Raw genomic sequence first — 24,810 nt, forward strand, 5'->3', positions numbered from 1 at the left:
CGTAGCCAGACAATATCTTGCAAAGTTTATCACAATTTATTGACATTAACATTCAACAAACTCAAAACTCAATAAGAAATCCAGATGATTACCAGCGCTCTGCACTGGCCTCATCACTCTCTTTTGCCTCAACCCAACGTTCATTATTAGGCAACGTTTCTTTCTTCCAAAATGGGGCTTTGGTTTTCAAATAATCCATTATAAATTCAGCAGCTTGGAATGCGGCTGCACGATGAGCGCTAGTGACACCAACAAAAACAATTTCTTCACCCGGTTGTAAAGTTCCCACACGATGGATCACACTAACGCGTTGTAATTCCCAACGTTTTCGTGCTTCTACTACTATCTGGGTTAACGCTTTTTCCGTCATTCCGGGATAGTGTTCAAGTGTTAATGCCGCAACACTGTCGCCTAAATTGTGATTTCTCACTTTACCAGTAAAGGTGACCACTGCTCCGTCGCTATCACACTCTGCAAGCCATTGGTATTGCTCACCCACGCTGAAATTTTCTGTTTTAACGGCAATATGGGTATTTTTCATCTTATCCCCCTGTCACTGGAGGGAAAAAAGCCACTTCATCACCGTCGTTCAAAGGATGATCTGTGGCAACAAAAGATTGGTTTACCGCCGATAGCAACTTACCATCCTCTAACGCGAGTGCCCAGCGATCACCACGTTCAGATAGGGATTGGCGTAGCGCTTCAACAGTTGGATAATATTCTGATAACTCAAGGCAATCTGTACCAACTAATTCACGCACCTGAGCAAAAAAAAGGACTTTAATCATGCATCCACCTTAAAATGACCTGATTTGCCGCCTGTTTTTTCCAATAAACGAACCGGGCCAATAACCATGTCTTTTTGCACCGCTTTACACATATCATAGATGGTTAAAGCCGCAACAGACGCTGCCGTTAGTGCCTCCATTTCCACCCCCGTTTTCCCTGTCAAACGGCAGCAAGATTCAATACGTACTTGATTTGTTTCAGGTAAAGCTTGGAGAGTTACTTCCACTTTGGTGAGTAACAAAGGATGGCATAGCGGGATCAATTCCCATGTTTTTTTGGCTGCTTGGATCCCTGCGATGCGGGCTGTTGCAAAAACATCACCTTTATGATGACTTCCTTCAATAATCATGGATAAGGTGTCTGCATTCATGGTAACAAAAGCCTCCGCCTTCGCTTCACGGACTGTTTCCGCTTTTGCAGAAACATCCACCATATGCGCTTCACCCGACGCATTGATGTGAGTCAGTTGTGACATATTTTCTCCTGAAAAAATCAAAAATGGGTTAGCCGCCAATTACCGATAAATTAGGGGTAATGCCGCTGTCGCCCATATGCAAGAAATGGGTTTCTCGCTTGAATTGTAATCCACTTTGAATACGTGCTTTCAGTGCTTCATTTTGGTTGTCATCGCTGAGCAAATCACGTAGTGGTATGCCATTCTCACCAAATAAACACAGATGAAGATTTCCCAATGAAGAAACGCGTAAGCGGTTACAACTTTGGCAGAAATCTTTTTCATAAGGCATGATAAGGCCAATTTCCCCTAGGTAATCAGGGTGGCTAAATACTTGTGCGGGACCATCGCTCCGTGCACGGGGTACACTGTACCAACCTTCTTCAATAAGGCGGTCACGAATCGTTTCTCCCGAAATATGGTAACGGTTAAAAAGATCACTGCCTTCCCCCGTTTCCATTAATTCAATGAAACGCAATTGAATAGGACGATGCTTAATCCAATTTAAAAATGATTTGAGTGCGATATCGTTGACGTTTTTCATCAACACCGCATTGACTTTGACTTGCTTAAAACCAGCGTCAAAGGCTGCATCAATGCCTTGCATGACTTGATAAAATTTGTCTTGGCCTGTAATGGCCGCAAATTGACGAGGATCTAAGCTGTCGACACTGACATTAATCGCACCAAGCCCCGCCTCTTTCCATTGCTGCACATCACGCGCCATACGATAGCCATTGGTGGTAACCGCAATTTTCTTTATTGATTTATTTTCGTTTATCGCAGCGATAATATCGGTAAAGTCTTTACGCATCGTCGGCTCACCACCTGTGATACGGACTTTTTCTGTTCCTAATTCAGCAAAAGCACGGCTAACACGCTGAATTTCACTCAGCGAAAGGAACTCGTGGCGACCACTAGGTTTGTAACCATCAGGGAGACAATAGGTACAACGAAAGTTGCACACATCAGTAATAGATAGGCGGAGATAGTAAAATTTCCGAGCAAATTGATCGACAAGCTGCTGCATAATGACACCTTTCCAAATACGGGAGATGCAGACATTTCTATCTTGCACCCTGGTGGTTCAAAGACCACGGCCAAAGCATCATATTCGTTAGCGCGAACTTAGACACAAAGGCTAGGAGTTTTTATCTATAAGCGAATCAAGTTAACGTGGCGAATGAGCTCTCAACATTGTTTACTTTGTTCACTTATTATATGTAGGGATTTTAGCGTAAATAAAAGCAAAAAGCGAATTTGAATTTCGATATATAATATATTATACAACGACTTAGCATTTAGTTATGCATTTGTTAATCCAATATAAATTTAATGTCATGACGTATGTGGGTAAATGTATTTTGAACATTTTGAAAAGATTTGAAGATGATAAGAAAATCACTTCAATTATCGTTTTTTTAGTTAATTAAGAGCAATCTGAATTTAGGTTTAACACAATTATTGATCCTTTCTTGATTATCACAAATAACCCGATGAGATAATTAATTTTTAACTCATCATAATTTTAAATTTTTACTGTGAATAATGATGATAAATGAACCCAAACTAGGGTTTTGTGATAGATTAACGCGGTTTTGTGTTAAACGTGACAAATCGCGCCGTTTTTCGTTTAAATTACATCTCACTAACGAGAACACTGTATAATAGCCATGGCGCTGGAAAATAACTGATATAGGAACACTATGCCGAATAGTAGTCTGACTGATTTTAGGCATGTTGTCGCTCTTGGGGGCGGACATGGGCTTGGTCGTGTAATGTCTTCTCTCTCATCTTTAGGTTCTCGATTAACGGGCATTGTTACCACTACCGATAACGGTGGGTCGACTGGTCGTATCCGTCGAGCAGAAGGCGGCATCGCTTGGGGAGATATGCGTAACTGTCTCAACCAATTAATCACAGAACCTTCAATTGCCTCAGCTATGTTCGAATATCGCTTTAGTGGGAATGGTGAACTCTCTGGACATAATTTAGGAAACCTAATGTTAAAGTCATTAGATCACCTCAGTGTTCGCCCCCTTGATGCCATCAATTTGATCCGCAATATGCTAAAAGTGGATGCAAAACTCATTCCTATGTCTGAATCCCCTGTGGATTTGATGGCAATAGATGATATGGGGAATGAAGTCTATGGCGAAGTGAATGTTGATGCTTTAGTTGAATTGCCTCAAGAGCTACGTTTATACCCCAGAGTCAAAGCCACCGCAGAAGCGGTTGAAGCAATTCACCAATCTGACTTGATTTTAATCGGCCCAGGCAGCTTCTTTACTAGCCTAATGCCCTTATTGCTGCTTGATGACATCACCGATGCATTACGTGAATGTAAAGCCCCTATGATTTATATTGGCAACCTTGGTAAAGAACTCAGTACCTCGGCTGCCAGTCTAACCTTAAAAGAAAAGTTACTGATGATGGAACAACATATTGGCTGCCAAAAAATTAATGCCGTCATCGTTGGCCCAAGAACCAATATTGAACCTATTCGCCATGAACGTTTAGTAACACAGCGTGTGTTAGAAGCCGACGATATCCCTTATCGTCACGACCGCAAATTGCTTTTGCAAGCGATTGAAGAAACAGTACAACTACTTTAATCATTCGTATAGCCGTCGACAATTTGCCACTCAAACGCTTTGAAGTTAACCACGAGAAAGGCATCTCGTGGTTAACGTTATCTCATCATGAATTAGCAATAAAACGTTCTCTGAGTTCTTGTAATTGATCGCGAACATTTGCAGCCGCTTCAAATTCCAAGTCTTGAGCATGTTTATACATCTGAGCCTCAAGCTGTGAAATACGTTGCTCCAATTCTTTTGTTGATAGCAATTGGATATCATCGCGATGCTCAATTTTCGTATTCTCTTTATTGCGCCCTTTCGATTTTCCGCCCACTTTGTGGCCGATTTGTAGAATATCGCCGACTTTTTTATTCAGCCCTTGAGGAACAATACCATGCTGTTCGTTAAAGGCGATCTGCTTAGCTCGGCGTCGTTCCGTTTCTTTGATGGCTTTTTCCATCGAATTGGTAATTTTATCGCCATACAAAATCGCTTTACCATTTAAGTTACGAGCAGCGCGTCCTATTGTCTGAATCAATGAGCGCTCTGAACGTAAAAAGCCTTCTTTATCCGCGTCCAAAATCGCCACTAGTGAGACCTCTGGCATATCAAGACCTTCTCTAAGCAAGTTGATCCCGACTAAAACATCAAATTCACCAAGCCGTAAATCACGAATAATTTCAACACGTTCAACTGTATCAATATCAGAGTGAAGGTAGCGAACGCGCTCCCCATGCTCTTCAAGGTATTCTGTTAAATCTTCAGCCATCCGTTTTGTCAGTGTGGTGACCAACACACGTTCATTTTTCTGGGCGCGTATGCGAATTTCGGAAAGTAAATCATCAACTTGAGTCGCGACTGGACGCACCTCAATAATGGGATCCAATAAACCTGTTGGCCTAACCACCTGCTCTATCACTTCAGAGCCCGATTTTTCTATCTCGTAGTTACCCGGTGTTGCTGAGACATAAATCGTTTGTGGCGCCAACGCTTCAAACTCTTCAAAGCGCATTGGCCGGTTATCCAGTGCAGAAGGTAAACGGAAACCATATTCTACCAACGTTTCTTTACGAGAACGGTCTCCCTTATACATAGCACCAATTTGTGGAATGGTGACGTGAGATTCATCCACCACCAATAGGCCATCTGCGGGAAGATAATCAAATAAGGTTGGAGGTGGTTCTCCGGGAGCTCGACCAGATAAATAGCGTGAATAGTTTTCAATCCCAGAGCAATAGCCAAGTTCATTCATCATTTCAAGATCGAACTGAGTTCGCTGGGTAATGCGTTGCTCTTCTAAAAGTTTATTATTTTCGAGTAGCACTTTACGTCTATCAGCCAGCTCCACCTTGATTTGCTCCATCGCTTCTAAGATCCGATCTCTAGGAGTGACATAGTGGGTTTTAGGGTAAACGGTAAAACGAGGCACACGATGTTGGATCTGGCCTGTCAGAGGATCAAATAAAGATAGCCGCTCAACTTCTTCATCAAATAATTCAACCCGTAGCGCATATTCATCTGATTCCGCGGGGAAGATATCGATAACTTCACCGCGTACGCGAAATGTTCCCCGAGTAAAAGCTTGATCATTACGTGTATATTGTAGATCCGCTAAGCGGCGCAAAATAGCGCGTTGATCGATAATCATGCCATCGGTTAGATGCAACATCATTTTTAAATAGCTATCCGGATCACCAAGACCATAGATGGCAGAAACAGAAGCCACAACAATCACATCACGTCGTTCCAGTAAGGCCTTTGTGGCTGACAAACGCATTTGTTCAATATGCTCGTTAACAGAGGCATCTTTTTCAATAAAAGTGTCTGAACTCGGAACATAAGCTTCAGGCTGATAATAATCATAATAAGAAACGAAATATTCAACTGCATTATCAGGGAAGAAAGCTTTCATTTCGCTATACAATTGTGCAGCCAACGTCTTGTTGTGTGCCATCAACATGGTTGGACGGTTTTCTTTGGCAATCACATTGGCAATAGTAAAGGTTTTACCTGAACCCGTTACACCAAGTAAGGTTTGATGAGCTAGGCCATCTTCCAACCCTTCAGAAAGCCGACGAATGGCTTCTGGTTGGTCTCCTCCTGGTTGAAAATCAGAATACAATTTAAATACTTTACTCATTACCCACGCCTCTTAAACGATCATTCCCTTATAATACTGGATAAAAAACCAGCTTCAAGTACTGAATTTAAAATTTCTCTAGCACAAATTTTATTGTGGATAGCGTTAGGTTATCCCCAAAATTTTACTTGACCTAACGTTATTTATATATTTTATGCTGATGCCATTTCTGCTCTTATCTCAAATAAAAAATTGCGTATTGATTTTATTTAACTTATTGTATTTCAATACGATTATTTATGAGTCTGAAATCACATCAAATAAAGGCAAAGCCGCTTGTCACCTTGGATACGGTTGTTTTTTTAGATCTAATTCACAAGGTTATCCACAGAAATAGTGGATAACTCTGCAATCCCTTTAAGATAGTGCGTTTCCGTTCTACTCTAAAAACCACATAGACCAAATAAATGACAGAAAAATGGCAATTCAGTGAAAATTTTTTTACGCAGAATTTATCACAAAAACAATATTTATTCTGGTTTACAGGATCAGAGTTGACAAAAATGGCGGATTAACGATCCAGAATCACTTTTTACACTGCACAAACAGAAACATAAAAAATTATTCAGTAAGATCCATGAGATAGAACATGTCATGCTTTAATGGCAACACGGAACATGCAAGTGTCATGGCGAAACAACTGGTGTTCGTCAGTATGTTTCCAACAATACCTGCGAACACTGCAAAACAAAAAATCCACTTTATTGTGGATTTTTTGGCATTTAAATATTCTCACTCTTTAGCACTCATCACAACGCTGTCAGCAACCGTCTCACATCAATATACTGACCAACATCCAAAAATGTATCGCTATTTTGATAGGGAATTGTACCAAGACATGGGGCATTGATCGTGCGGTGTAACGTCTCTAAATATTCTGCTTGATAGGTTCCTGCTGGCTCGACCTCATTAGCTATCCACCCCACCAATTTTAGTCCTGATTGCGCGATGGCCTGCGCTGTTAACAACGCATGATTAATACAGCCTAACTTGATACCAACAACCATGATCACAGGCAATTGTTGCTCAACCACCCAATCGGCATAACTGTGATGTGCTGATAGTGGCGTATACCAACCGCCAGCCCCTTCAACTAACACCCATTGGGCTTTTGATTGCAACTGTTTTAATCCATCAGTCATCACCGAAAACGCGATTGGTTGCCCGACTTTTTCACTAATAATATGCGGAGACGTTGGTGCTTCAAATACAATCGGATTCACTTCTTGGTAAGTTAATGGCAGTGTACTGTTTGCCTGTAAAAAGAGTGCATCACTATTGCGTAGCCCTTGTGCCGTCTGCTCGCTACCTGAAGCGACAGGCTTATAACCCGCAGTTTGATAACCTAATTGATTAGCGGCTTGTAGCAATGCACAACTGGCTACCGTTTTGCCGACTTCAGTATCGGTGCCAGTCACAAAAAAGGTTTTAATCACGATAAATTATTCCAAATACAGTTTGATAAGTCAGTTCTAGGCCGTTCACTGACGCTGGGTAGGCATGTGTGAGTTGCTGTAATCGTTGCCTTGTCATCAATCCACCTTGGCGTCCTGCCGTAAGATGCGTCGCGCCTATCCCTTTTAATGAATTCAACAAGCGAGCTAAATCAGGAAAATACAGTTTATCGGGCTGAAGCAGTAATTGATGCTTCCATGGCTGGCAGCTCGCCGTAATCTGCTCAAAGCTCAAAAACTCATTCACATGTGAATAGCCATCTAACTTAGCCCAAGCTTGTGATAATTCAGACAGTGAGCCTTTTGCAAGAGTCGTAAATACAATAACGCCCCCACTTTTGGTCACTCGATGTAATTCCGTTAACGCTTGTGATAAGTTTGAGCACCACTGGATCGCTAAATTAGAAAAAACGATATCGAAGGTTTGGTCGGCAAAAGGCAGTAATTCCATATCTGCACAAATATATTGTGCAGCGGCCTTTTTATCGCGAGCAACCTCTAACATGCCTAATGACAAATCTAATGCGGTGACTTCAGCGCCTTGTCTTTTGATAATTTGGCTGAAAAATCCCGTTCCACAGCCAACATCAATCACTTTTTTATCACTTAAATTTACCTGCGCTGAGGCTAATAAATCCAATAATTGGTGACCGCTGTTTTGCTGATAATACGCTATCGAATCATAGCGCTTTGCCGCTTTACCAAACGCAGAGGCAATTTTTTGCTTTTCATCACTTAATGGCAAAACCATGTAGCGCCTCCAACAGTTGGTCTATATCTTGTTGGCGATGAGCCGCACTCAGAGTAATGCGTAATCGTGCACTTCCGGGCGGGACAGTAGGCGGGCGGATCGCTTGCACCCAGAGCCCTTTTTGCCGAAGATAATTAGAAAGCTGAATACTGTCATCATTATCACCAACAATGAGCGGTTGGATTGCCATCGATGAATTCGCTAATTGCATACCACTCAACTGACGATTTTTTCTAAAATACGCAATATGCTGATTAAGCCGTTCCCTCTCGTCATCAGCGTTACGGATCTGTTGTAGAGCCGCTGATAGTGCAATAGCCTGAGCCGGTGGCATTGATGTACTATAAATAAGATGGCGAGCTGCTTGGATAAAATAATCTGCGGTAGCTTCATCACACAAAACCGCGGCACCACTCAAACCAAAAGCTTTGCCGAAGGTGACAATCAGCAGTTCGGGTTTAATACCATCAACATCACAACTACCGCGCCCTTCTCGCCCTCGCACGCCAATACCATGTGCATCATCCACCATAAGCCATGCATTATGCTGTGTGGCAATCCGCTGCAATTCAGCGAGTGGCGCACAGTCACCGTCCATACTAAAAACACCTTCAGTAATGACAAGCGTTTTCCCTTTTGCTGGAGGAGCGAGCAATTTTTCTAGTGATAGCGGGTTATTGTGGGTAAAACGCCGTAAAGTAGCGCGAGATAACATTGCTGCTTCAAGGATCGATGCATGGCTAAGTTTATCGGCTAAAATGCGGTCATCTTGGGTCATCAAAGCGGTGATTACCGCTTGATTTGCCGCAAAACCAGAGATAAAGAGCAGTGCTCTCGGATAGCCTAACCATTCAGACAGCGCATTTTCTAGCTGGTAATGGGCACGAGAGAACCCTGTAACATGCCCTGAACCACCGCTGCCTGTGCCATATTGAGCAGCGCCTTGCTGCCAAGCCTCAATGACTTTGGGATGGTGACTTAGGCCTAAATAATCGTTGCCTGAAAAATTCAGGTACTGATGGCCATCAACCTGCAATTCACGCCCCGTATTATGCTCAACACAGGTTCGTTTGCGCCAAATCGCATTCTGCTGGCGCTGTTTTAACTCTGCTTGAATAAAAGATTGCCAGCTCATTAGATCGCCGCATTGTAAAACTGTTGGTTGTCTGCGGTAAGGATTTTTTCCGCTAAATGCGCGGCTTGTTGATTGTCGCCTTCATTAACCTCAATACGTTCAGGGTTAATATTCAATTTTCTGAATAGTGCTAAATCTTTATTTTCATCTGGGTTTGGTGTCGTGAGTAACTTACAACCATAAAATACTGAATTCGCTCCTGCCATAAAACACAATGCTTGAGTTTGCTCATTCATGTATTCACGCCCAGCAGATAAGCGTACATAAGAGGTTGGCATCATAATACGTGCAACCGCAATAGTTCGAATGAAATCAAATGGATCGACATCGTCGTTATCAGCCATTGGCGTCCCTTCAACCTTCATCAACATGTTGATCGGCACACTTTCAGGCGGCTTAGGTAAATTGGCAAGCTGTACTAATAATGCAGCCCGATCGCTAATTTTTTCTCCTAAACCTAAAATTCCACCAGAACAAACTTTAATGCCGGCATTACGTACATTGTCTAGGGTATCTAAGCGGTCTTGATAAGTTCTCGTGGTAATAATGTTGCCATAGTATTCTGGTGAGGTATCAAGGTTATGATTGTAGTAATCGAGGCCTGCTTGCGCGAGGCGTTGAGCCTGATGATCGTCAATCATGCCCAATGTCATACATGTTTCCATGCCAAGAGATTTTACCTCTTTCACCATCATTTCAAGATAAGGCATATCTCTTTCACGCGGGTTACGCCAAGCGGCCCCCATGCAAAAACGTGTTGATCCTGCTTGCTTAGCTTTTTTTGCTGATTCAAGAACTTGCTGTACTTCCATTAAACGTTCGGTTTCTAAACCTGTTTTATAGCGAGCACTTTGCGCACAATATTTACAATCTTCAGGGCAAGCGCCCGTTTTGATCGACAGTAAAGTACTCACTTGCACCTGCTGTGGATCAAAATGCTGTCGATGCACTTGCTGAGCTTGAAATAGAAGTTCAAAGAAAGGCATAGAAAACAATTCATTAGCCTGTTTAGTTGTCCACTTTTTTAATTCGCTCACGGCAGTTCTCCATCGTAAAAAGTCGTTGCCAGTTTAAATATTGCGGTTATCATGTCAACCAAATTTAATAAAATAAGTTGACGATAAAATAAATGGACAATTCAGATATTGCTTTCGATGCTAAACATATTTGGCATCCCTACACCTCGATGAGCCAGCCAATCCCAGCCTATCCTATTGTTGAGGCGAGAGGGGCAGAACTCATTATGGCTGATGGAAAAAAACTGGTTGATGGTATGTCTTCTTGGTGGGCTGCGATCCACGGCTACAATCACCCTGTGCTCAACCAAGCAGCAACAGAACAACTGCAAAAAATGTCTCATGTGATGTTTGGTGGTATTACGCATCCCCCAGCCGTCAATCTATGCCGTCAACTCGTTGACATCACACCTGAACCTTTAGAATGTGTTTTTCTTGCTGATTCAGGTTCAGTGGCCGTAGAAGTTGCACTAAAAATGGCGCTTCAATACTGGCAAGCGAAAGGAGAAAAACGTCAGCGTATTTTGACGTTACGTCATGGTTATCATGGGGATACCTTCGGTGCGATGGCGGTGTGTGATCCTGACAACTCTATGCATGGCCTCTACAAAGGTTATTTACCTCCGCATATTTTTGTCACAGCCCCCCAATGTGGTTTTCATGACCAATGGGATGATGATGACTTATTACCGATAAAGCAAGCATTGGCAGCGAACCATCGACACATTGCGGCGATAATACTAGAACCGATTGTTCAAGGTGCTGGTGGGATGCGTATTTATCATCCTCAATATCTGAAAGGCGTTCGCGAGCTTTGTGACTACTACGGGATCTTATTGATTGCGGATGAAATCGCCACCGGTTTTGGCCGTACTGGGGCATTATTTGCTTGTGACCATGCTAATATTTCCCCTGATATTATGTGTTTAGGAAAGGCTTTGACTGGCGGCTATATGACACTTTCAGCAACCTTAACCACTCGTCACGTAGCAGAAACGATTAGTGACGGTGAAGCGGGATGCTTTATGCATGGGCCAACCTTTATGGGGAATCCCTTAGCTTGCGCAGTTGCCAACGCGAGTCTGCAATTATTGCGTGAAAGCCCATGGCAGCAAACCATCGTCAATATTGAACAACAACTTTTTCAAGAACTTACACCACTTGCCCACCATGCCGATGTTAAGCAAGTTCGCGTTTTAGGTGCGATTGGCGTCGTTGAGATGCACCAGTCTGTCAATACTGCTGAGCTACAGAAAAAATTTGTTACTGAGGGGGTATGGATCCGGCCGTTTGGGCGGCTCATTTATGTCATGCCACCTTATATCATCTCACCAGAACAACTGAGTAAAGTGACAGGGGCAATAAGAAAAGTGATCGAAGGGTAAAAGATCCCTTTATTTGTAAAGGGATCTTTTCATGCAATTTAGCGTGCAAGTACCGTTACCCACATAGGGCCTTTTCCTACTGGGTAGCGGCCAATTTGTGTGAGCTTACCGGTAATTGGGTCGATTTCACTGACCGAAATACTGTCGGACTTTTGTCCACTCGAAATCAAAAATCGTCCCGTCGCATCGATATTAAATCCACGAGGCTGCTCTTCAGTTGGATAAGTGCCCGCAAAGGTTAATTCACGGCCATCATCAGAAACCAGGAAGTGACTAATATAACTATCTGAACGCTCACTCGCATAGAGATGACGACCATCTGGCGTAATATGAATATCTGCGGCCCAGCGTTGGCTGTCACTGCCTTGTGGATAGACATTGATATGTTGCGTTTGACGATAGCGTGTAAATTTATGGTAGACATTAATCGTCGAATCCAATTCATTAACACAATAAATCACTTTATGCTGAGGGTGGAAAGCCAAATGGCGAGGCCCTGCACCTTGTGCAGCACTAATTTGATCAGCAGAGGCTTCCGTTAAATAACCGTCAGCATGTAGATCAAATAAACGGATATGATCTTCCCCTAAACAAGGTACCCATAATTGCTGATTGTCTGCATCAACATGTGAAGAGTGCGGGTTACGTAACCCTTCAATAACTTGGATCGCCGTTTGCGGCACACCTGCGTTGTTTATTGGTAATACCGCCAAATTGTGTTGATGGTACGACGGCACAAACAGATACTTACCTGTGTTATCCAATGATAAATGTACTGGTGTACTTGGAATTGAGGTTTCCGCTTTGAAACTTAATGTGCCGTTATCTTCTATACGGTAAGTGATGACGCGAAAGTTGGGTCTTACCCCAATATAAAGATGTTTTTTATCATGGCTTAATACCATTGGCTGTACTTGGCCTGGCGTCGTCACAGTCTGCAACAAAGTAAGTTCACCGACTTCGTTCATAGACCAAACGTGGATCTGATGGCTTTCGGGGCTAGCAATATAGACAACCTGATTCATCCTGTCTCCTTTGTGTTTCATGATAAAGCGCTATTTTGTCATTATGACGGTTAATCTCTAGATACACTAGCGAATAACAATTAATAACGCTTTTTTAACGATATCAAGTTATTAATTTGTCGTAATATGACTAAAACAGTGGATTACCAATAACTTGACTCGATTCGTCAATACGCCACTTTAGTTAATCTCGAATATCCGCTAAGATGGTAAATTATACTCAACCTAGATTATTATCAGGCTAATCAGATTTCCCTTTCTGTTCAGCCTCCGACGTCAAAACCACCATATCGCCATTAAACCATGGCATATGTAACCTCAAATCACGTGGAGCCGTTTATGTCATACCGCGTTATTGCGCTCGATCTCGATGGAACACTACTTGATCCTCAAAAGAAGATTTTACCTGAATCTCTAGCTGCTTTGAATGAAGCACGCCGTCAAGGCGTCAAAGTACTGATTGTGACTGGACGCCATCATGTTGCTATTCACCCTTTCTATCAAGCTCTTAATCTTGATACTCCAGCGATTTGTTGTAACGGAACTTACCTTTATGACTATTTAGGTAAAAAGGTTCTTGCCTCTGATCCAATGACATTAGAGTCAGCAACACAAATGATAGAAAGACTACGTGATACGGATATTCAACATTTAATGTATGTTGATGATGCAATGTTGTATAACGCGCCGACTGAAGGGATCAAAAGAACCCTTAGCTGGGCAGAAACCTTGCCAGAAGCACAGCGTCCAAATATTCAATTTGTCGAAAATTATGCTGATGTCATGCACGATTATCAATCGATCTGGAAATTTGCGGTGAGCTCCGAAAATCTGGATCAGCTTAAAGAAGTTGTCCATGGCATTGAAACTGATTTCGGTTTGGAGTGTGAATGGTCCTGGGTTGATCAGGTTGATATTGGGCGTAAAGGAAACAGCAAGGGCCTACGTCTCAAACAATGGGTTGAATCACAAGGCATGACCATGGATGATGTAGTTGCTTTTGGCGATAACTTCAATGACTTAAGTATGCTAACGACTGCTGGTCTAGGTGTTGCAATGGGCAATGCGGTCGATGAAATCAAACAACAAGCCAAGCTGGTCACTCGCGATAATACCCAACCGGGCATTGCCGAAGTGATCCGCAAGTATGTTTTGTAATTCCCATCAAGAAAATAATAATAAAGTGATCACTCAAAATACGTTAAGTTTTCACTAGGTTGCAATGGCGCGGATCCTGAGAAATCTATGGCTAGGATCCGTGTTCAGCACCAACAATACTATGACTTGGGGCTTGGAGTATGAAGCGTAATCTGCCGGCTGAGCGAAACACTCTTCACTTGAGCATAAACTTTCCGCCCTTTGCGGATAGAAAGCTCATCGCGCGCCCAGCGAGTAATTCGCGCCCATAAATAGTGCTGATCCCCTAAATCTAACTTCACGTCGACCTGTTCACCATCTTCTATCCACTCAACAACCTCCGCAGATAAAATATTACGAATACTGCTCACTTGAGGTTTTTCTAACACCAACGAGACATCTGAGGCATCAATGCGTAAACGTAACATGTGGTCTTTTTGAGTATCAATACGTGGGATCCACAGTTTTTGGTGACCTACCGTCACGGCGGTCATTGCATAATCAGGATGGTGACCATGGCAGATCACATTCAGCACACTACTTAATGTTTCTTGCTGCAACCAAGGACGTAATGCACTACTTGCCCATACCTCTTCTAACGGGCCGAAAGCTTTTACTTTCCCTTGCGCCATCACAATCACTTTATCAGCTAAACGTAAAATTTCATCAAGGCTATGGCTCACATACAAAATCGGGATTTTGACATCCTGAGAAAGCCTTTCCAAATACGGTAATAATTCACGTTTACGCGGTAGATCAAGAGAAGCCAAAGGCTCATCCATTAATAAAATTTCAGGGGCTGTTAACAACGCACGACCAATCGCAACACGCTGTTTTTCCCCCCCCGATAGCGTAATTGGAAAACGATTCAGTAATTTTTCGATCCCTAACAAACCCACGATTTCATCAAAACGCCCTTTCATCTCTGGCGCCATCCCGTAACGTAGGTTGTTTTTTACGCGATAATGTGGAAAAAGCCGAGCATCTTGAAACACATAGCCTATATGTCGCTGTTCAGGTGGTAAGCAGATCCCTTTTTCCATATCCACCAATGTGCGCCCATTAAGCACAATACGCCCACGATTCGGCTTGGTTAGCCCCCCAATGACATTGATCAAGGAGGTTTTCCCCGCACCAGACAAGCCAAATACTGCCGTTATGCTTTCTGTGGGTAACTCAGTGTTCACTTCAAGCTGTAAATCACCCAGTGTCTGTGAAAAATCAAGTTGTAACATATCAGGCTACCCCTAATCGCTTTTTACCCCAACGGGTTAGCCATTCTGAAATTAATAGTGAGATCAGTGCGAGCACTATCGCGATAACACACAGACGAGCAGCATCAACTTCTGCTCCCGGTGTTTCAATTAGCGTATACATCGCCAATGGTATCGTTTGAGTTTCACCTGGAATATTTGATACGAAAGTGATCGTGGCACCAAATTCACCTAAAGAACGCGCAAAGGCTAATACCGTACCCACAATAATACCGGGTAAAGAGAGCGGAATAGTGATAGTGAAAAAGACACGTAAAGGTGTCGCCCCTAGCGTTCTAGCGGCCTGTTCTAATTTACGGTCGACAGCCTCAAGCGCTAAACGAATGGCTCTCACCATCAACGGAAATGCAACAACAGCAGAAGCCAAAGCCGCACCACGCCAACTGAACGTGAAGCTAAACCCAAACCAATGATACAACCACTCACCAATAAATCCACGGCGTCCCATACTGATCAACAGTAAATACCCCACTACCACTGGCGGTAATACCAGTGGTAGATGAATAATACTATCAAGCAGTGTTTTGCCAGGAAAATGGCAACGAACCAATACCCATGCAACTAATATCCCTAGCGGTAGGCTAAAGATCACCGCAACACTAGAGACTTTTAAACTTAGGTAAATCGCTTCCCATTCATAAGCACTTAACATCTGCAATACTATAATCTCTTAACGTGGAGTGAAACCGTAACGTTTGAATACCTCTGATGCCGCTGGCGTTTTCAGATATTCATAAAAGTCACGAGTGGCTTTATTATCTTGATCTTTCACAATAGCCATTGGGTATTCAACGGGTTTATGTGAGTCAGCTGGAAAGATACCGACAACTTTCACTTTTTGACTGGCAACGGCGTCAGAACCATACACGATACCTAAAGGTGCTTCATCGCGTTCAACAAGCGCCATACCGCTGCGTACGTTGTTTGTTCGCGCTAACATGGGATTGACAGTATCCCATGCCCCTAAGTAGTTCAACGCTTCTTTAGCATAAATCCCAACAGGCACATGATCAGGATCACCTACCGCAAGACGTCCGCCATCGAGCAGTTTTTTCCAATCAGTCTGTTTATTGATATCGACTTTTTCAATTTTCGAATCTTTTGGTGCAATAAGCACTAACTCATTACCTAATAAAGTGTAACGGGTATTTTCAACCATTAACTGCTTATCAATAGCATAATCCATCCATTGTTGATCGGCAGAAATAAATAGATTTGCAGGGGCTCCTTGCTCGATTTGGCGTGCAAGCGTTGATGATGATGCATAAGATGAAACCACTTCTACTTTGCTTTCTTTCTGAAATTGCTCAGAGATTTCATTCATCGCATTTGTCAAAGAAGCGGCAGCAAAAACGGTAATCTTCTCCGCAGCAACACTGTGGCTTGCCATTGAAAGCGTTATCGTGGCACCCGCCAGTAACTTAATTAAGCTTTTTTTCATGTTAATCCATCCTAAAATTTAACTGTCCCGTTATATATAACAGGACACAACGATAACTTAAAGTCATAGGATGCATAAAAGTGTGCTAGCGCAATGAATTGACCAAAAATTGGCGTCAATGGCACAAAATGCGGGGAGCCTACACTCAAATCGGATTAGTCAAAGAAAGGATGTTGAGTAGCCTGTTTCTTCACATTATCCGTCAAGAAACAGGCACACTTAAATAAGGAGGGAGAATTATTTATTCTCGGAATGATGATGCGGAACGTGAGCTTTAGATAACAGGTTAAAGAAAGCCCCAAGGCCATAAATTAGCCCCATAATCAAAAACATCACAACTGGAACCATCAACAGGGCAAAACCCATGCTTTTTAGAATATCTAACATTAAAGCCTCTTCAGTGATACTGTGCCCACCAGCCAACTGATGCGCTGACGAGGGAAAATAAAGCTGAATTTAAATAATAACGTATATAATAGTGATAAAACAGCCACTATTGTAGACAAATTACATTTCAAACGACACACTAAACGTGCTTTTTCGTCGCAGTTTCGTTGTTCATGGCGTCGTTCTTAACAGGAAATAGGAAGGGAGATATTTATGCAGGCAGAAATCTTACTCACGCTAAAACTACAAGGAAATTTATTTGCTGACCCTCGCCGAATTTCACTGCTTAAACAAATCAAAGCCACAGGATCGATTAGCCAAGGCGCTAAATTAGCAGGGATCAGCTATAAGAGTGCTTGGGATGCCATCAATGAAATGAATCAGTTGGCGGATGATATTTTAGTTGATAGAGCGACAGGCGGTAAAGGCGGCGGAGGAACAACGCTCACTCATTATGGTGAAAGGCTGTTACAACTTTACGATTTACTAGCACAAATCCAGCAAAAGGCATTCGATGTTCTCAAAGAGGACAATTTACCCCTTGATAGCCTTCTCGCTGCTATTTCTCGCTTCTCGCTACAAACCAGCGCACGTAACCAATTCTTTGGTACCTTAATTGCAAGAGACCATAGCCAAGTCCAACAACATGTCCAAGTGTTGTTAGCGGATAATAAAACCGTTATTAATGCCGCCTTAACAGAACAGAGTGCCAACCGCCTAGGCCTTGCCGAAGGTAAGGAAGTACTCGCTTTAATTAAAGCACCTTGGGTGAAATTGACTAAGCCGTCAGCAGCAACGGACGAATTTGATAATAAACTTGCAGGTAAAATCACAACACTTGAACGTGGTGACGAAAATAGCGAAGTTATCGTCACCTTATTAGGCGGTGAAACCCTGTGTTCAACACTCAGTAACCAAGAAGTCGATCAACAGCAGCTCCAGATCAATGACGATGTCACCGCCCAATTTAATGCCGATCAAGTGATCATCGCAACGCTTTGCTAATCAAACGCACTTATTTATTGCCACCATCATCCTCAATAAATAAGTGCCCTCATCTTTTTTATGCTTCATTTCTCAGTGAATTATTGACATTGTCCGCAATCATGATTATTTGTGGAGGAGACAGATAGGTAAATATAACATCGATACTCTAGCTAATTCGAGTTGGCAGCCAAAAAGCAAGTTAATGCATCACTAGGCATAAAGACAACAACCTGACTAGTGAGCGGGCGCTTAGCCAATATTATTCATACCGTGCAGCCGCTTGAAGCAGAGGGGTATATAAGAAGGAAGTATTATGGCTTCAATTACTCTGCGTCACAGTAGCTTTAGGCTCAATGACACGCAAACACTGGATATACCTGAATTAACAATTAATCAGCATGAAAACTGGGCATTTATTGGTGCTAATGGCAGTGGTAAATCCTCTCTTGCCAAGGCCTTATCAGGAGAACTGAAGCCGTTATCTGGTATCGTGGAAAATACGTTTAACACCCCCATTCGTCTCTCTTTTGAACAACTGCAAAAAATTATTAATGAAGAATGGCAACGTAATAACACCGACTTACTCGGCGAAAATGAAGATGACACGGGCTATACCGCCGCTGAAATTATTCAACTCCACCATCGAGATAATGAATATTGTTTAGAATTAGCCGCAAAATTTGGTATCAGTGATTTACTCTCTAGGCGCTTTAAATATTTATCTACGGGGGAAACCCGTAAAGTATTACTCTGCCAAACCTTAATGGCACAACCTGATTTATTGGTGCTTGATGAACCTTTCGATGGACTAGACGTCTATTCAAGAAATAATCTTGGCGAGTTGCTATACAGCCTATCTGAAAAAGGGCTAACCATTATATTAGTGCTTAATCGATTTGATGAAATTCCTGATTTCATTGATAACATGGGCGTTTTAGCTGATTGCAAGCTCAGCGTATCGGGAAATCGTGAGTCAGTACTTGCTAACACCCTAATCACTCAGCTGCAACACAGCGAAAACCTTAAACAGCTCTCTATCCCTGAAATCGAAGACCCAACCGCACAAATTTCATTAGCAGACGATGTGCCACGCGTTATTTTGCGCAATGGCGTTGTCAGTTATAACGATAAACCTATTTTGCACGGTTTAAACTGGCAAGTTAACCCGAAAGAACATTGGCAAATTATTGGTGAAAACGGGGCGGGAAAATCCACATTATTGAGCTTAATTACAGGTGATCACCCGCAAGGCTACAGTAATGATTTAACTTTATTTGGTCGTCGCCGAGGAACGGGAGAAACCATCTGGGATATCAAACGCCATATTGGTTACGTCAGCAACAGTATTCACCAAGAGTATCGCGTCGCAACTAGCGTGATTAATGTCATTATTTCAGGTTTTCACGACTCTATTGGTTTATATCAAACACCTTCAGATCGCCAAGTACAATTAGCTTATGAATGGCTTGCTTTACTAGGATTTTCCGCACAATCCGCACAACAACCTTTTCATAGCTTATCATGGGGCCAACAACGCCTTGTACTCATTGCACGCGCACTTGTTAAACACCCAACAGTGTTAATTTTAGATGAACCCCTACAAGGGCTTGATGGCTTAAATCGTTTATTAGTACTCCGCTTTATCGATATCATGCTGAACCAAGGTTCGACACAACTGCTGTTTGTCAGCCACCACCAAGAAGATGCGCCTAGCTGTATTACGCATCGACTAAAATTTATTCCCGATAACGGCAAATACCGTTATGACATAGAAGTGGTTGAGCATCATCCCGCTTAATATCATGATAATCAGGGTCGATAATGTGATTTGATGATTTATCGACCTTAATTAATCTAATGATTGGCTTACCTATTCTAAAACAAAAATGTATAACTTCTTTATTTACGTTTACTTGTACAAATACTGTTTCCATATATTGGATTGATGCCTCGAAAAATGAGTCAAAATCATTACACTGTGCCGCTTTCAATAATTCTCAGTACGATTTAGGAGTATTTATGGCCGGCTGGCTTGTCTTGGCTATTTCACTTGCAACACTGGCAACACATCGATTTATCGCCCTATTTTTATTTTTTATTGCGGTCATTATAGCCTTGTTCACTCATGTCCTTAGCTGGCAAGCTATCTTACTGCTTCTTGTCATAACTATGATTGGAATAATTCGCTGGCGTTTTCAATACCATTTAGTCGTCAAAATCGTCAGTGAAATCGCACTGCTCGCCATTGTAGTTGGTCTATTTCTTCATGTATTCCCAGGTTTTAACAACCTCAAATACCTTGATAAGGTTATTGTCGGTGAGCAAAGCGCCCCTTTTACCCTGTATTTAAATTTCGACAAGGCAATAGTGCCTGTTGCTTTATTATTTTGTCTGCCTAATCTATTTTCTACTCAACCACTTAAAACCGCTAAACCTTGGCAATGGTGGATTTTAATATCCGCCGTTCCTGCATTACTGATTATTGCCGCGATCAGTGGAGGAATTGATGTTGAATGGCATTTCCCCACATGGCTGCCGATATTTATGATCAGTAATCTGTTGTTTGTCTCACTCGCTGAAGAGGCGCTCTTTCGCGGTTACTTACAACAACGATTCACCCAATGGCTAGGCTCCCCCTACCTAGCACTCATGCTCAGTGCCCTACTTTTCGGTGCAGCACACGCCGCTGGAGGCCCTTTATTGATCCTCTTTGCCACCCTTGCGGGGATTATCTATGGTTTAGCGTGGATATGGAGTGGAAAATTATGGCTTGCTGTATCGTTTCACTTCGGGTTAAATCTATTACATCTATTGTTTTTTACTTACCCAGTCAAAATGGTCTCTGGATGAAAAATAAGCATAGAAGAGGATATTTTGCGGCTTCATCAGCGAAATTTTTGTCTAGTTAACGCGCTTACCATCACTTTTTTGATTTGGTTTGGGTAAAACATCAGTTGTGACTAGCGTTCGGATTGACTATCCCTATAATGTAGGTCAGCAATGATTCATTTTAATTTGAATGTACTGATAGGAGTTTAAGCTATGGCTGTAACTAAACTGGTTTTGGTAAGACACGGTGAGAGTGAGTGGAACAAAGAGAACCGTTTCACTGGCTGGACTGATGTTGAACTGTCAGACAAAGGCCGTGAAGAAGCAAAAATTGCAGGTCAACAGTTGAAAGAAGAAGGTTTTGTCTTTGATTTCGCATATACCTCAGTTCTGAAACGTGCTATCCATACTTTATGGAATATCCTTGATCAGGTTGATCAGCAATGGCTGCCTGTTGAAAAAAGCTGGAAACTGAACGAGCGTCACTATGGTGCACTACAAGGCCTAGATAAGTCTGAAACTGCGGCGAAATATGGTGATGAGCAAGTTAAATTATGGCGTCGTGGTTTCGCAATCACGCCTCCTGAGCTGACTAAAGATGATGAGCGTTACCCTGGTCATGACCCACGCTATGCAAAACTATCAAGCGATGAACTGCCAGTGACTGAAAGCTTAGCAACCACCATCGAGCGTGTTGTTCCTTACTGGGAGCAAGAGATCAAACCACGTGTTGCAGCAGGTGAAAAAGTGATTATTGCCGCTCACGGTAACTCACTACGTGCACTGGTAAAATACTTGGATAACATGGGTGAAGAAGAAATTCTCAACCTGAATATTCCAACCGCTGTCCCTTTGGTTTATGAGTTTGATGAAAACATGAAACCAATCAAGCATTACTATCTTGGTAACCAAGAAGAAATCGCGGCTAAACAAGCTGCGGTTGCCAACCAAGGAAAAGCGAAATAATTAACGCTTTATCCCACGTTGTCAACAACCTAAAGGGTTGGCAAATGCCAACCCTTTATATACGACATATCCCAATGAATAACAATGAGTTAATGTTTAAAATAGATATCTCACGCCCAGCACTAGCTCTTGTGATTTAAGATGCGCCTTCATTTGTTCATCCTGTAGGCCACGGGCATTAGCAAAATTGTTCATTCCACTTTCGATCTTACCCAAATCAATATAACGGTAGCCTAAATCAAAATTCAGTCTTTCAATAGGCTCATAGCTGACACCCGCCCCAAGAGAGTATGCTAAGTTAGTATCGGTGTTACTGCCATATTGGCGTGAAGGGTTGCCTTGCCACCCTGAAGATTTCACTTTTGCAATACCGATACCCGCTGTACCGTACACTGAAACCCCTTGATGGATTTCATAGTCACGATAAACATTCAACATTAAGCGCTGTGATTCCGTTTTATGATGGTTAAAGCTTGTCGAAAAAATTGATGAACCACTCGTGTATTCTGCCTTTTTATTAAAGGTATATTCAGCTTCTGTACGCCAGCCATTACCATACTGATAACCCGCTGCCAGTGAAGCATTATAAAAATCATCTTTATCATCGCCCGAAACAAACTGACCAATTCCTGGGCGAAGACTCGTATCCATGCTATCCGCTTTTTGCCACACTTTCGCGAGTCGTGCGGCTCCGTAATATCCCTCGTGACCTGTTGATGCAATAGCACTACCAATCGAACTAATCAAAGCAAAGGCTAAAGATACAATTTGTACTTTTTTCATTAAATAATCCTATTTAGTTATAATTCCAGATAGTGATTATTTAGCTTAAGTCAAATTAAAGATAGGTGACTTTTTTGAACGATTTGTTCATTTTTATTGAAAAAACAAAATTAAAATCTTGGAAGAAGATAATGTAAAGAATATAAAAAACGAGTAATCTCAGAATATTGATGATTAGGAATGTTCTTAAATATTGATTTTCTTGATTAACCCAAATAATGATAGAAAAAAAACCACCTAGTGGGTTGCGTTTTTTTCTGCCTACCATCAAAGAGTGCCAATAAATTTCGATTTATCGCGATAGCACTCGACACCCTACTTTTTTATGGCACAATTTATTTAATGATGAACTAATTGAGAATTTTATGAATAAATTCAATCTCTATGTTTGGGTTGGGCTGGCGCTTAATATTTCACTACTTGGCTCACTGCTGTATATGCTCCAAACAGGTGAACTGATTATTGATGGCTCTGACGGCGCCCAAAATGCACATTTAATGAGAATATTAATGATCATTGCGTGCGTTAGCTTTCCAATCCAGCTGATCAGCATGATGATCATGAGCTACAAACCCAGAGTTGCGATTGGTGTCGCGCTAATAAGTAGCTTAGCACTCATGCCAATCACGATTGTTTTCCTTTGTGGCATGATCTTTTCGGCGATACGTTGGCGTTTCCATCAACTGGAAAGCGTTGATCCAACCATCAAAGTTGATTTCGATACCAACCTTGTCTTTAACAATCGACATAATACACTGCGGGCCATATCGTTGGCGTACTCGGCGCGGTATTCGTGGTTTTGAGTCAAAGCTTAGGAATGTTCTTGATAGTCCTTGCGATTCTGCTATTTATTTTGGGAAAGCGTATTCATGGCACACCTTACGTAGCAACCAAAGGTAGCTATTTTTATATCCGCCCCAGTTTATTTAGTCTCTATTACCGAATCCCATTAAAAGATGTTACTTACTTAAGAAACGAAAAAAATACTGTTTTATTGCAAGCTCAAGCAGGACAAGGTAGCCAAAACATGATTCCTTTATCCATTTCACTGTCCCATTTAAGCGAAGAGGATAAAAACAAGTTGGGTGAAATATTAGAAAAAGTCGCTCATTAACCGATAACCCCCCTACAAAGCAAAAAGCCCGTGTCGCAAAATACACGGGCTTTTCTTTCGTATTACCGCTATCAGCCAGTTACTTCTGACGACGAGTAATCACAGCATCAGATAATTGACGTAATACTTTTTCAGTATCATCCCACCCAATGCATGCATCTGTGACGCTTTTACCATAAACCAGTGGCTCACCAGAATCTAAGCTTTGGTTTCCTTCTACAAGATGACTTTCGATCATCACCCCTGTGATAGAACGATCGCCTTGGCGTAATTGTTCACTTACATCATCAGCCACAATCATCTGCTTCTCAAACTTCTTACTACTGTTAGCATGGCTGAAATCAATCATAATGCTTGGCGTTAGCCCTGCGTTGGCTAGCCCTTCACGTACCGCTTTAACATGCTCTGCGCTATAATTAGGCTCTTTACCACCACGCAAAATAATGTGGCAATCCTGATTACCACTCGTATTCACGATAGCTGAATGGCCCCATTTGGTGACAGATAAGAAACAATGCGGCGAACGTGCAGAGTTAATTGCATCAATAGCAATTTTAATTGTGCCATCGGTCCCGTTTTTAAAACCGACAGGACAAGAAAGACCCGATGCGAGTTCTCGGTGAACTTGGGACTCCGTCGTACGTGCACCAATTGCTCCCCAGCTCATTAAATCAGCAACATATTGTGGGCTGATCATATCCAAAAACTCACCCGCCGTTGGTAGCCCCTGATCATTAATGTTGACCAATAGCTCACGAGCAATACGCAATCCTTCATTAATATCAAAGCTATTATCCATATGAGGATCATTAATTAGCCCTTTCCAGCCCACAGTGGTGCGTGGTTTTTCAAAATACACGCGCATCACGATTTCAAGTGAACCTTTAAGTTCTTCTCTTAATTTATTCAGGCGCTCAGCATATTCTAGAGCCGCTTTAGTATCATGAATAGAGCAAGGGCCAATCACAACAACAAGGCGATCATCTTCGCCTGACAAGATATTATGGATGGCGAGACGTGCTTCATGAACGGTAAACGCCGCTTTATCTGTTGCAGGAAACTTCTCCAGCAATGCAATAGGTGGCAATAATTCTTTTATTTGTTTAATTCTGACGTCATCGTTCTGATAATTCATACCCGTTAATCCAATGTTTATTTTTTTAT

Annotated in this window: 25 protein-coding genes and 1 riboswitch; of the genes, 9 read left to right on the forward strand and 16 right to left on the reverse strand. The window is 42.2% G+C overall.

Annotated elements, in window-relative coordinates; translation table 11 throughout:
* Window positions 1-88: 88 nt before the first annotated feature.
* The 4 genes from moaE to moaA all read right to left on the reverse strand — a co-directional run bounded on the left by moaE (window position 89) and on the right by moaA (window position 2,273).
* Window positions 89-541: a molybdopterin synthase catalytic subunit MoaE gene (gene moaE / locus ACWPW6_RS13860; protein ID WP_249999201.1), complete on the reverse strand. Its 453-nt coding sequence runs from the start codon at window positions 539-541 to the stop codon at window positions 89-91.
* Window position 542: 1 nt separating this feature from the next.
* The gene (gene moaD, locus ACWPW6_RS13865; RefSeq protein ID WP_249999202.1) at window positions 543-788 is read right to left on the reverse strand and encodes a molybdopterin synthase sulfur carrier subunit; all 246 of its coding nucleotides are present in this window, start codon (window positions 786-788) and stop codon (window positions 543-545) included.
* Entirely contained in the window at window positions 785-1,264 is a 480-nt protein-coding gene (gene moaC, locus ACWPW6_RS13870) for a cyclic pyranopterin monophosphate synthase MoaC (protein ID WP_154624712.1), read from the reverse strand. The genes moaD and moaC overlap by 4 nt, the downstream gene beginning before the upstream one ends.
* Window positions 1,265-1,292: 28 nt before the next feature.
* Window positions 1,293-2,273 carry a GTP 3',8-cyclase MoaA gene (moaA, locus tag ACWPW6_RS13875; RefSeq protein ID WP_154624711.1) on the reverse strand — a complete coding sequence of 327 codons (981 nt, stop codon included), beginning with the start codon at window positions 2,271-2,273 and terminating at the stop codon, window positions 1,293-1,295.
* Window positions 2,263-2,403, reverse strand: a riboswitch (molybdenum cofactor riboswitch). (Overlaps the previous gene by 11 nt.)
* Before the next feature lie 546 nt (window positions 2,404-2,949).
* Here moaA and yvcK point away from each other — a divergent pair.
* Window positions 2,950-3,858 carry a uridine diphosphate-N-acetylglucosamine-binding protein YvcK gene (gene yvcK, locus ACWPW6_RS13880; RefSeq protein WP_154624710.1) on the forward strand — a complete coding sequence of 303 codons (909 nt, stop codon included), beginning with the start codon at window positions 2,950-2,952 and terminating at the stop codon, window positions 3,856-3,858.
* Window positions 3,859-3,943: 85 nt separating this feature from the next.
* On the opposite strand, the gene uvrB is transcribed toward yvcK, so the two are convergent.
* From uvrB to bioB, 5 genes are all read right to left on the reverse strand, one after another.
* On the reverse strand, window positions 3,944-5,962 hold the full coding sequence (uvrB, locus tag ACWPW6_RS13885) for an excinuclease ABC subunit UvrB (protein WP_247046990.1): 2,019 nt from the start codon (window positions 5,960-5,962) through the stop codon (window positions 3,944-3,946).
* Between the two features lie 749 nt (window positions 5,963-6,711).
* Window positions 6,712-7,398, reverse strand: coding sequence for a dethiobiotin synthase (gene bioD, locus ACWPW6_RS13890; RefSeq protein ID WP_247046989.1), 687 nt, complete (start codon window positions 7,396-7,398; stop codon window positions 6,712-6,714).
* On the reverse strand, window positions 7,391-8,167 hold the full coding sequence (gene bioC, locus ACWPW6_RS13895) for a malonyl-ACP O-methyltransferase BioC (RefSeq protein WP_154624708.1): 777 nt from the start codon (window positions 8,165-8,167) through the stop codon (window positions 7,391-7,393). Before bioC ends, bioD begins: the two co-directional genes overlap by 8 nt.
* The gene (bioF, locus tag ACWPW6_RS13900; protein WP_249999204.1) at window positions 8,148-9,302 is read right to left on the reverse strand and encodes an 8-amino-7-oxononanoate synthase; all 1,155 of its coding nucleotides are present in this window, start codon (window positions 9,300-9,302) and stop codon (window positions 8,148-8,150) included. Before bioF ends, bioC begins: the two co-directional genes overlap by 20 nt.
* Window positions 9,302-10,339 carry a biotin synthase BioB gene (gene bioB / locus ACWPW6_RS13905; protein ID WP_163862735.1) on the reverse strand — a complete coding sequence of 346 codons (1,038 nt, stop codon included), beginning with the start codon at window positions 10,337-10,339 and terminating at the stop codon, window positions 9,302-9,304. Before bioB ends, bioF begins: the two co-directional genes overlap by 1 nt.
* A 92-nt stretch (window positions 10,340-10,431) precedes the next feature.
* Here bioB and bioA point away from each other — a divergent pair, with 92 nt between their 5' ends.
* On the forward strand, window positions 10,432-11,703 hold the full coding sequence (bioA, locus tag ACWPW6_RS13910) for an adenosylmethionine--8-amino-7-oxononanoate transaminase (RefSeq protein WP_249999206.1): 1,272 nt from the start codon (window positions 10,432-10,434) through the stop codon (window positions 11,701-11,703).
* Window positions 11,704-11,741: 38 nt separating this feature from the next.
* On the opposite strand, the gene pgl is transcribed toward bioA, so the two are convergent.
* A complete protein-coding gene (gene pgl, locus ACWPW6_RS13915) occupies window positions 11,742-12,728 on the reverse strand; it encodes a 6-phosphogluconolactonase (protein WP_249999208.1) in 987 nt (328 codons plus the stop codon).
* Between the two features lie 339 nt (window positions 12,729-13,067).
* On the opposite strand from pgl, the gene ACWPW6_RS13920 reads away from it, so the two are divergent.
* Complete coding sequence (locus ACWPW6_RS13920) at window positions 13,068-13,886, forward strand: pyridoxal phosphatase (RefSeq protein ID WP_154624704.1); 819 nt, start codon at window positions 13,068-13,070, stop codon at window positions 13,884-13,886.
* 119 nt (window positions 13,887-14,005) lie between these two features.
* Here the strand turns inward: ACWPW6_RS13920 and modC are convergent, their stop codons facing one another.
* From modC to ACWPW6_RS13940, 4 genes are all read right to left on the reverse strand, one after another.
* Complete coding sequence (gene modC / locus ACWPW6_RS13925) at window positions 14,006-15,100, reverse strand: molybdenum ABC transporter ATP-binding protein ModC (RefSeq protein ID WP_163862741.1); 1,095 nt, start codon at window positions 15,098-15,100, stop codon at window positions 14,006-14,008.
* A 1-nt stretch (window position 15,101) separates the two neighbouring features.
* A complete protein-coding gene (gene modB, locus ACWPW6_RS13930) occupies window positions 15,102-15,791 on the reverse strand; it encodes a molybdate ABC transporter permease subunit (protein WP_154624721.1) in 690 nt (229 codons plus the stop codon).
* A gap of 18 nt (window positions 15,792-15,809) precedes the next feature.
* The gene (gene modA, locus ACWPW6_RS13935; protein WP_196714044.1) at window positions 15,810-16,580 is read right to left on the reverse strand and encodes a molybdate ABC transporter substrate-binding protein; all 771 of its coding nucleotides are present in this window, start codon (window positions 16,578-16,580) and stop codon (window positions 15,810-15,812) included.
* 237 nt (window positions 16,581-16,817) lie between these two features.
* Window positions 16,818-16,967, reverse strand: a complete 150-nt coding sequence (locus ACWPW6_RS13940) for an AcrZ family multidrug efflux pump-associated protein (protein WP_154624701.1) — start codon at window positions 16,965-16,967, stop codon at window positions 16,818-16,820.
* Window positions 16,968-17,180: 213 nt separating this feature from the next.
* Between ACWPW6_RS13940 and modE the strand changes: the two genes are divergently transcribed.
* The 4 genes from modE to gpmA all read left to right on the forward strand — a co-directional run bounded on the left by modE (window position 17,181) and on the right by gpmA (window position 21,749).
* Window positions 17,181-17,972 (forward strand): molybdenum-dependent transcriptional regulator, encoded by a 792-nt coding sequence (gene modE / locus ACWPW6_RS13945; RefSeq protein ID WP_154624700.1) that lies wholly within the window; start codon window positions 17,181-17,183, stop codon window positions 17,970-17,972.
* Between the two features lie 295 nt (window positions 17,973-18,267).
* The gene (gene modF / locus ACWPW6_RS13950) at window positions 18,268-19,752 is read left to right on the forward strand and encodes a molybdate ABC transporter ATP-binding protein ModF (RefSeq protein WP_154624699.1); all 1,485 of its coding nucleotides are present in this window, start codon (window positions 18,268-18,270) and stop codon (window positions 19,750-19,752) included.
* Between the two features lie 221 nt (window positions 19,753-19,973).
* On the forward strand, window positions 19,974-20,804 hold the full coding sequence (locus ACWPW6_RS13955; RefSeq protein ID WP_249999210.1) for a CPBP family intramembrane glutamic endopeptidase: 831 nt from the start codon (window positions 19,974-19,976) through the stop codon (window positions 20,802-20,804).
* A 192-nt stretch (window positions 20,805-20,996) separates the two neighbouring features.
* Entirely contained in the window at window positions 20,997-21,749 is a 753-nt protein-coding gene (gpmA, locus tag ACWPW6_RS13960; protein ID WP_154624697.1) for a 2,3-diphosphoglycerate-dependent phosphoglycerate mutase, read from the forward strand.
* A gap of 96 nt (window positions 21,750-21,845) precedes the next feature.
* Here gpmA and ACWPW6_RS13965 read toward each other — a convergent pair whose 3' ends face one another.
* Complete coding sequence (locus tag ACWPW6_RS13965) at window positions 21,846-22,532, reverse strand: outer membrane protein (RefSeq protein WP_154624696.1); 687 nt, start codon at window positions 22,530-22,532, stop codon at window positions 21,846-21,848.
* A 365-nt stretch (window positions 22,533-22,897) separates the two neighbouring features.
* On the opposite strand from ACWPW6_RS13965, the gene ACWPW6_RS13970 reads away from it, so the two are divergent.
* Together ACWPW6_RS13970 and ACWPW6_RS13975 are read left to right on the forward strand one after the other, a co-directional pair.
* Window positions 22,898-23,335 carry a hypothetical protein gene (locus ACWPW6_RS13970; protein ID WP_454209874.1) on the forward strand — a complete coding sequence of 146 codons (438 nt, stop codon included), beginning with the start codon at window positions 22,898-22,900 and terminating at the stop codon, window positions 23,333-23,335.
* Entirely contained in the window at window positions 23,332-23,646 is a 315-nt protein-coding gene (locus tag ACWPW6_RS13975) for a hypothetical protein (protein WP_454209876.1), read from the forward strand. Before ACWPW6_RS13970 ends, ACWPW6_RS13975 begins: the two co-directional genes overlap by 4 nt.
* A gap of 79 nt (window positions 23,647-23,725) precedes the next feature.
* On the opposite strand, the gene aroG is transcribed toward ACWPW6_RS13975, so the two are convergent.
* Window positions 23,726-24,781, reverse strand: a complete 1,056-nt coding sequence (gene aroG / locus ACWPW6_RS13980) for a 3-deoxy-7-phosphoheptulonate synthase AroG (RefSeq protein WP_249999211.1) — start codon at window positions 24,779-24,781, stop codon at window positions 23,726-23,728.
* Window positions 24,782-24,810: the final 29 nt, after the last annotated feature.

Source organism: Providencia sp. Marseille-Q8014, from assembly GCF_965112055.1.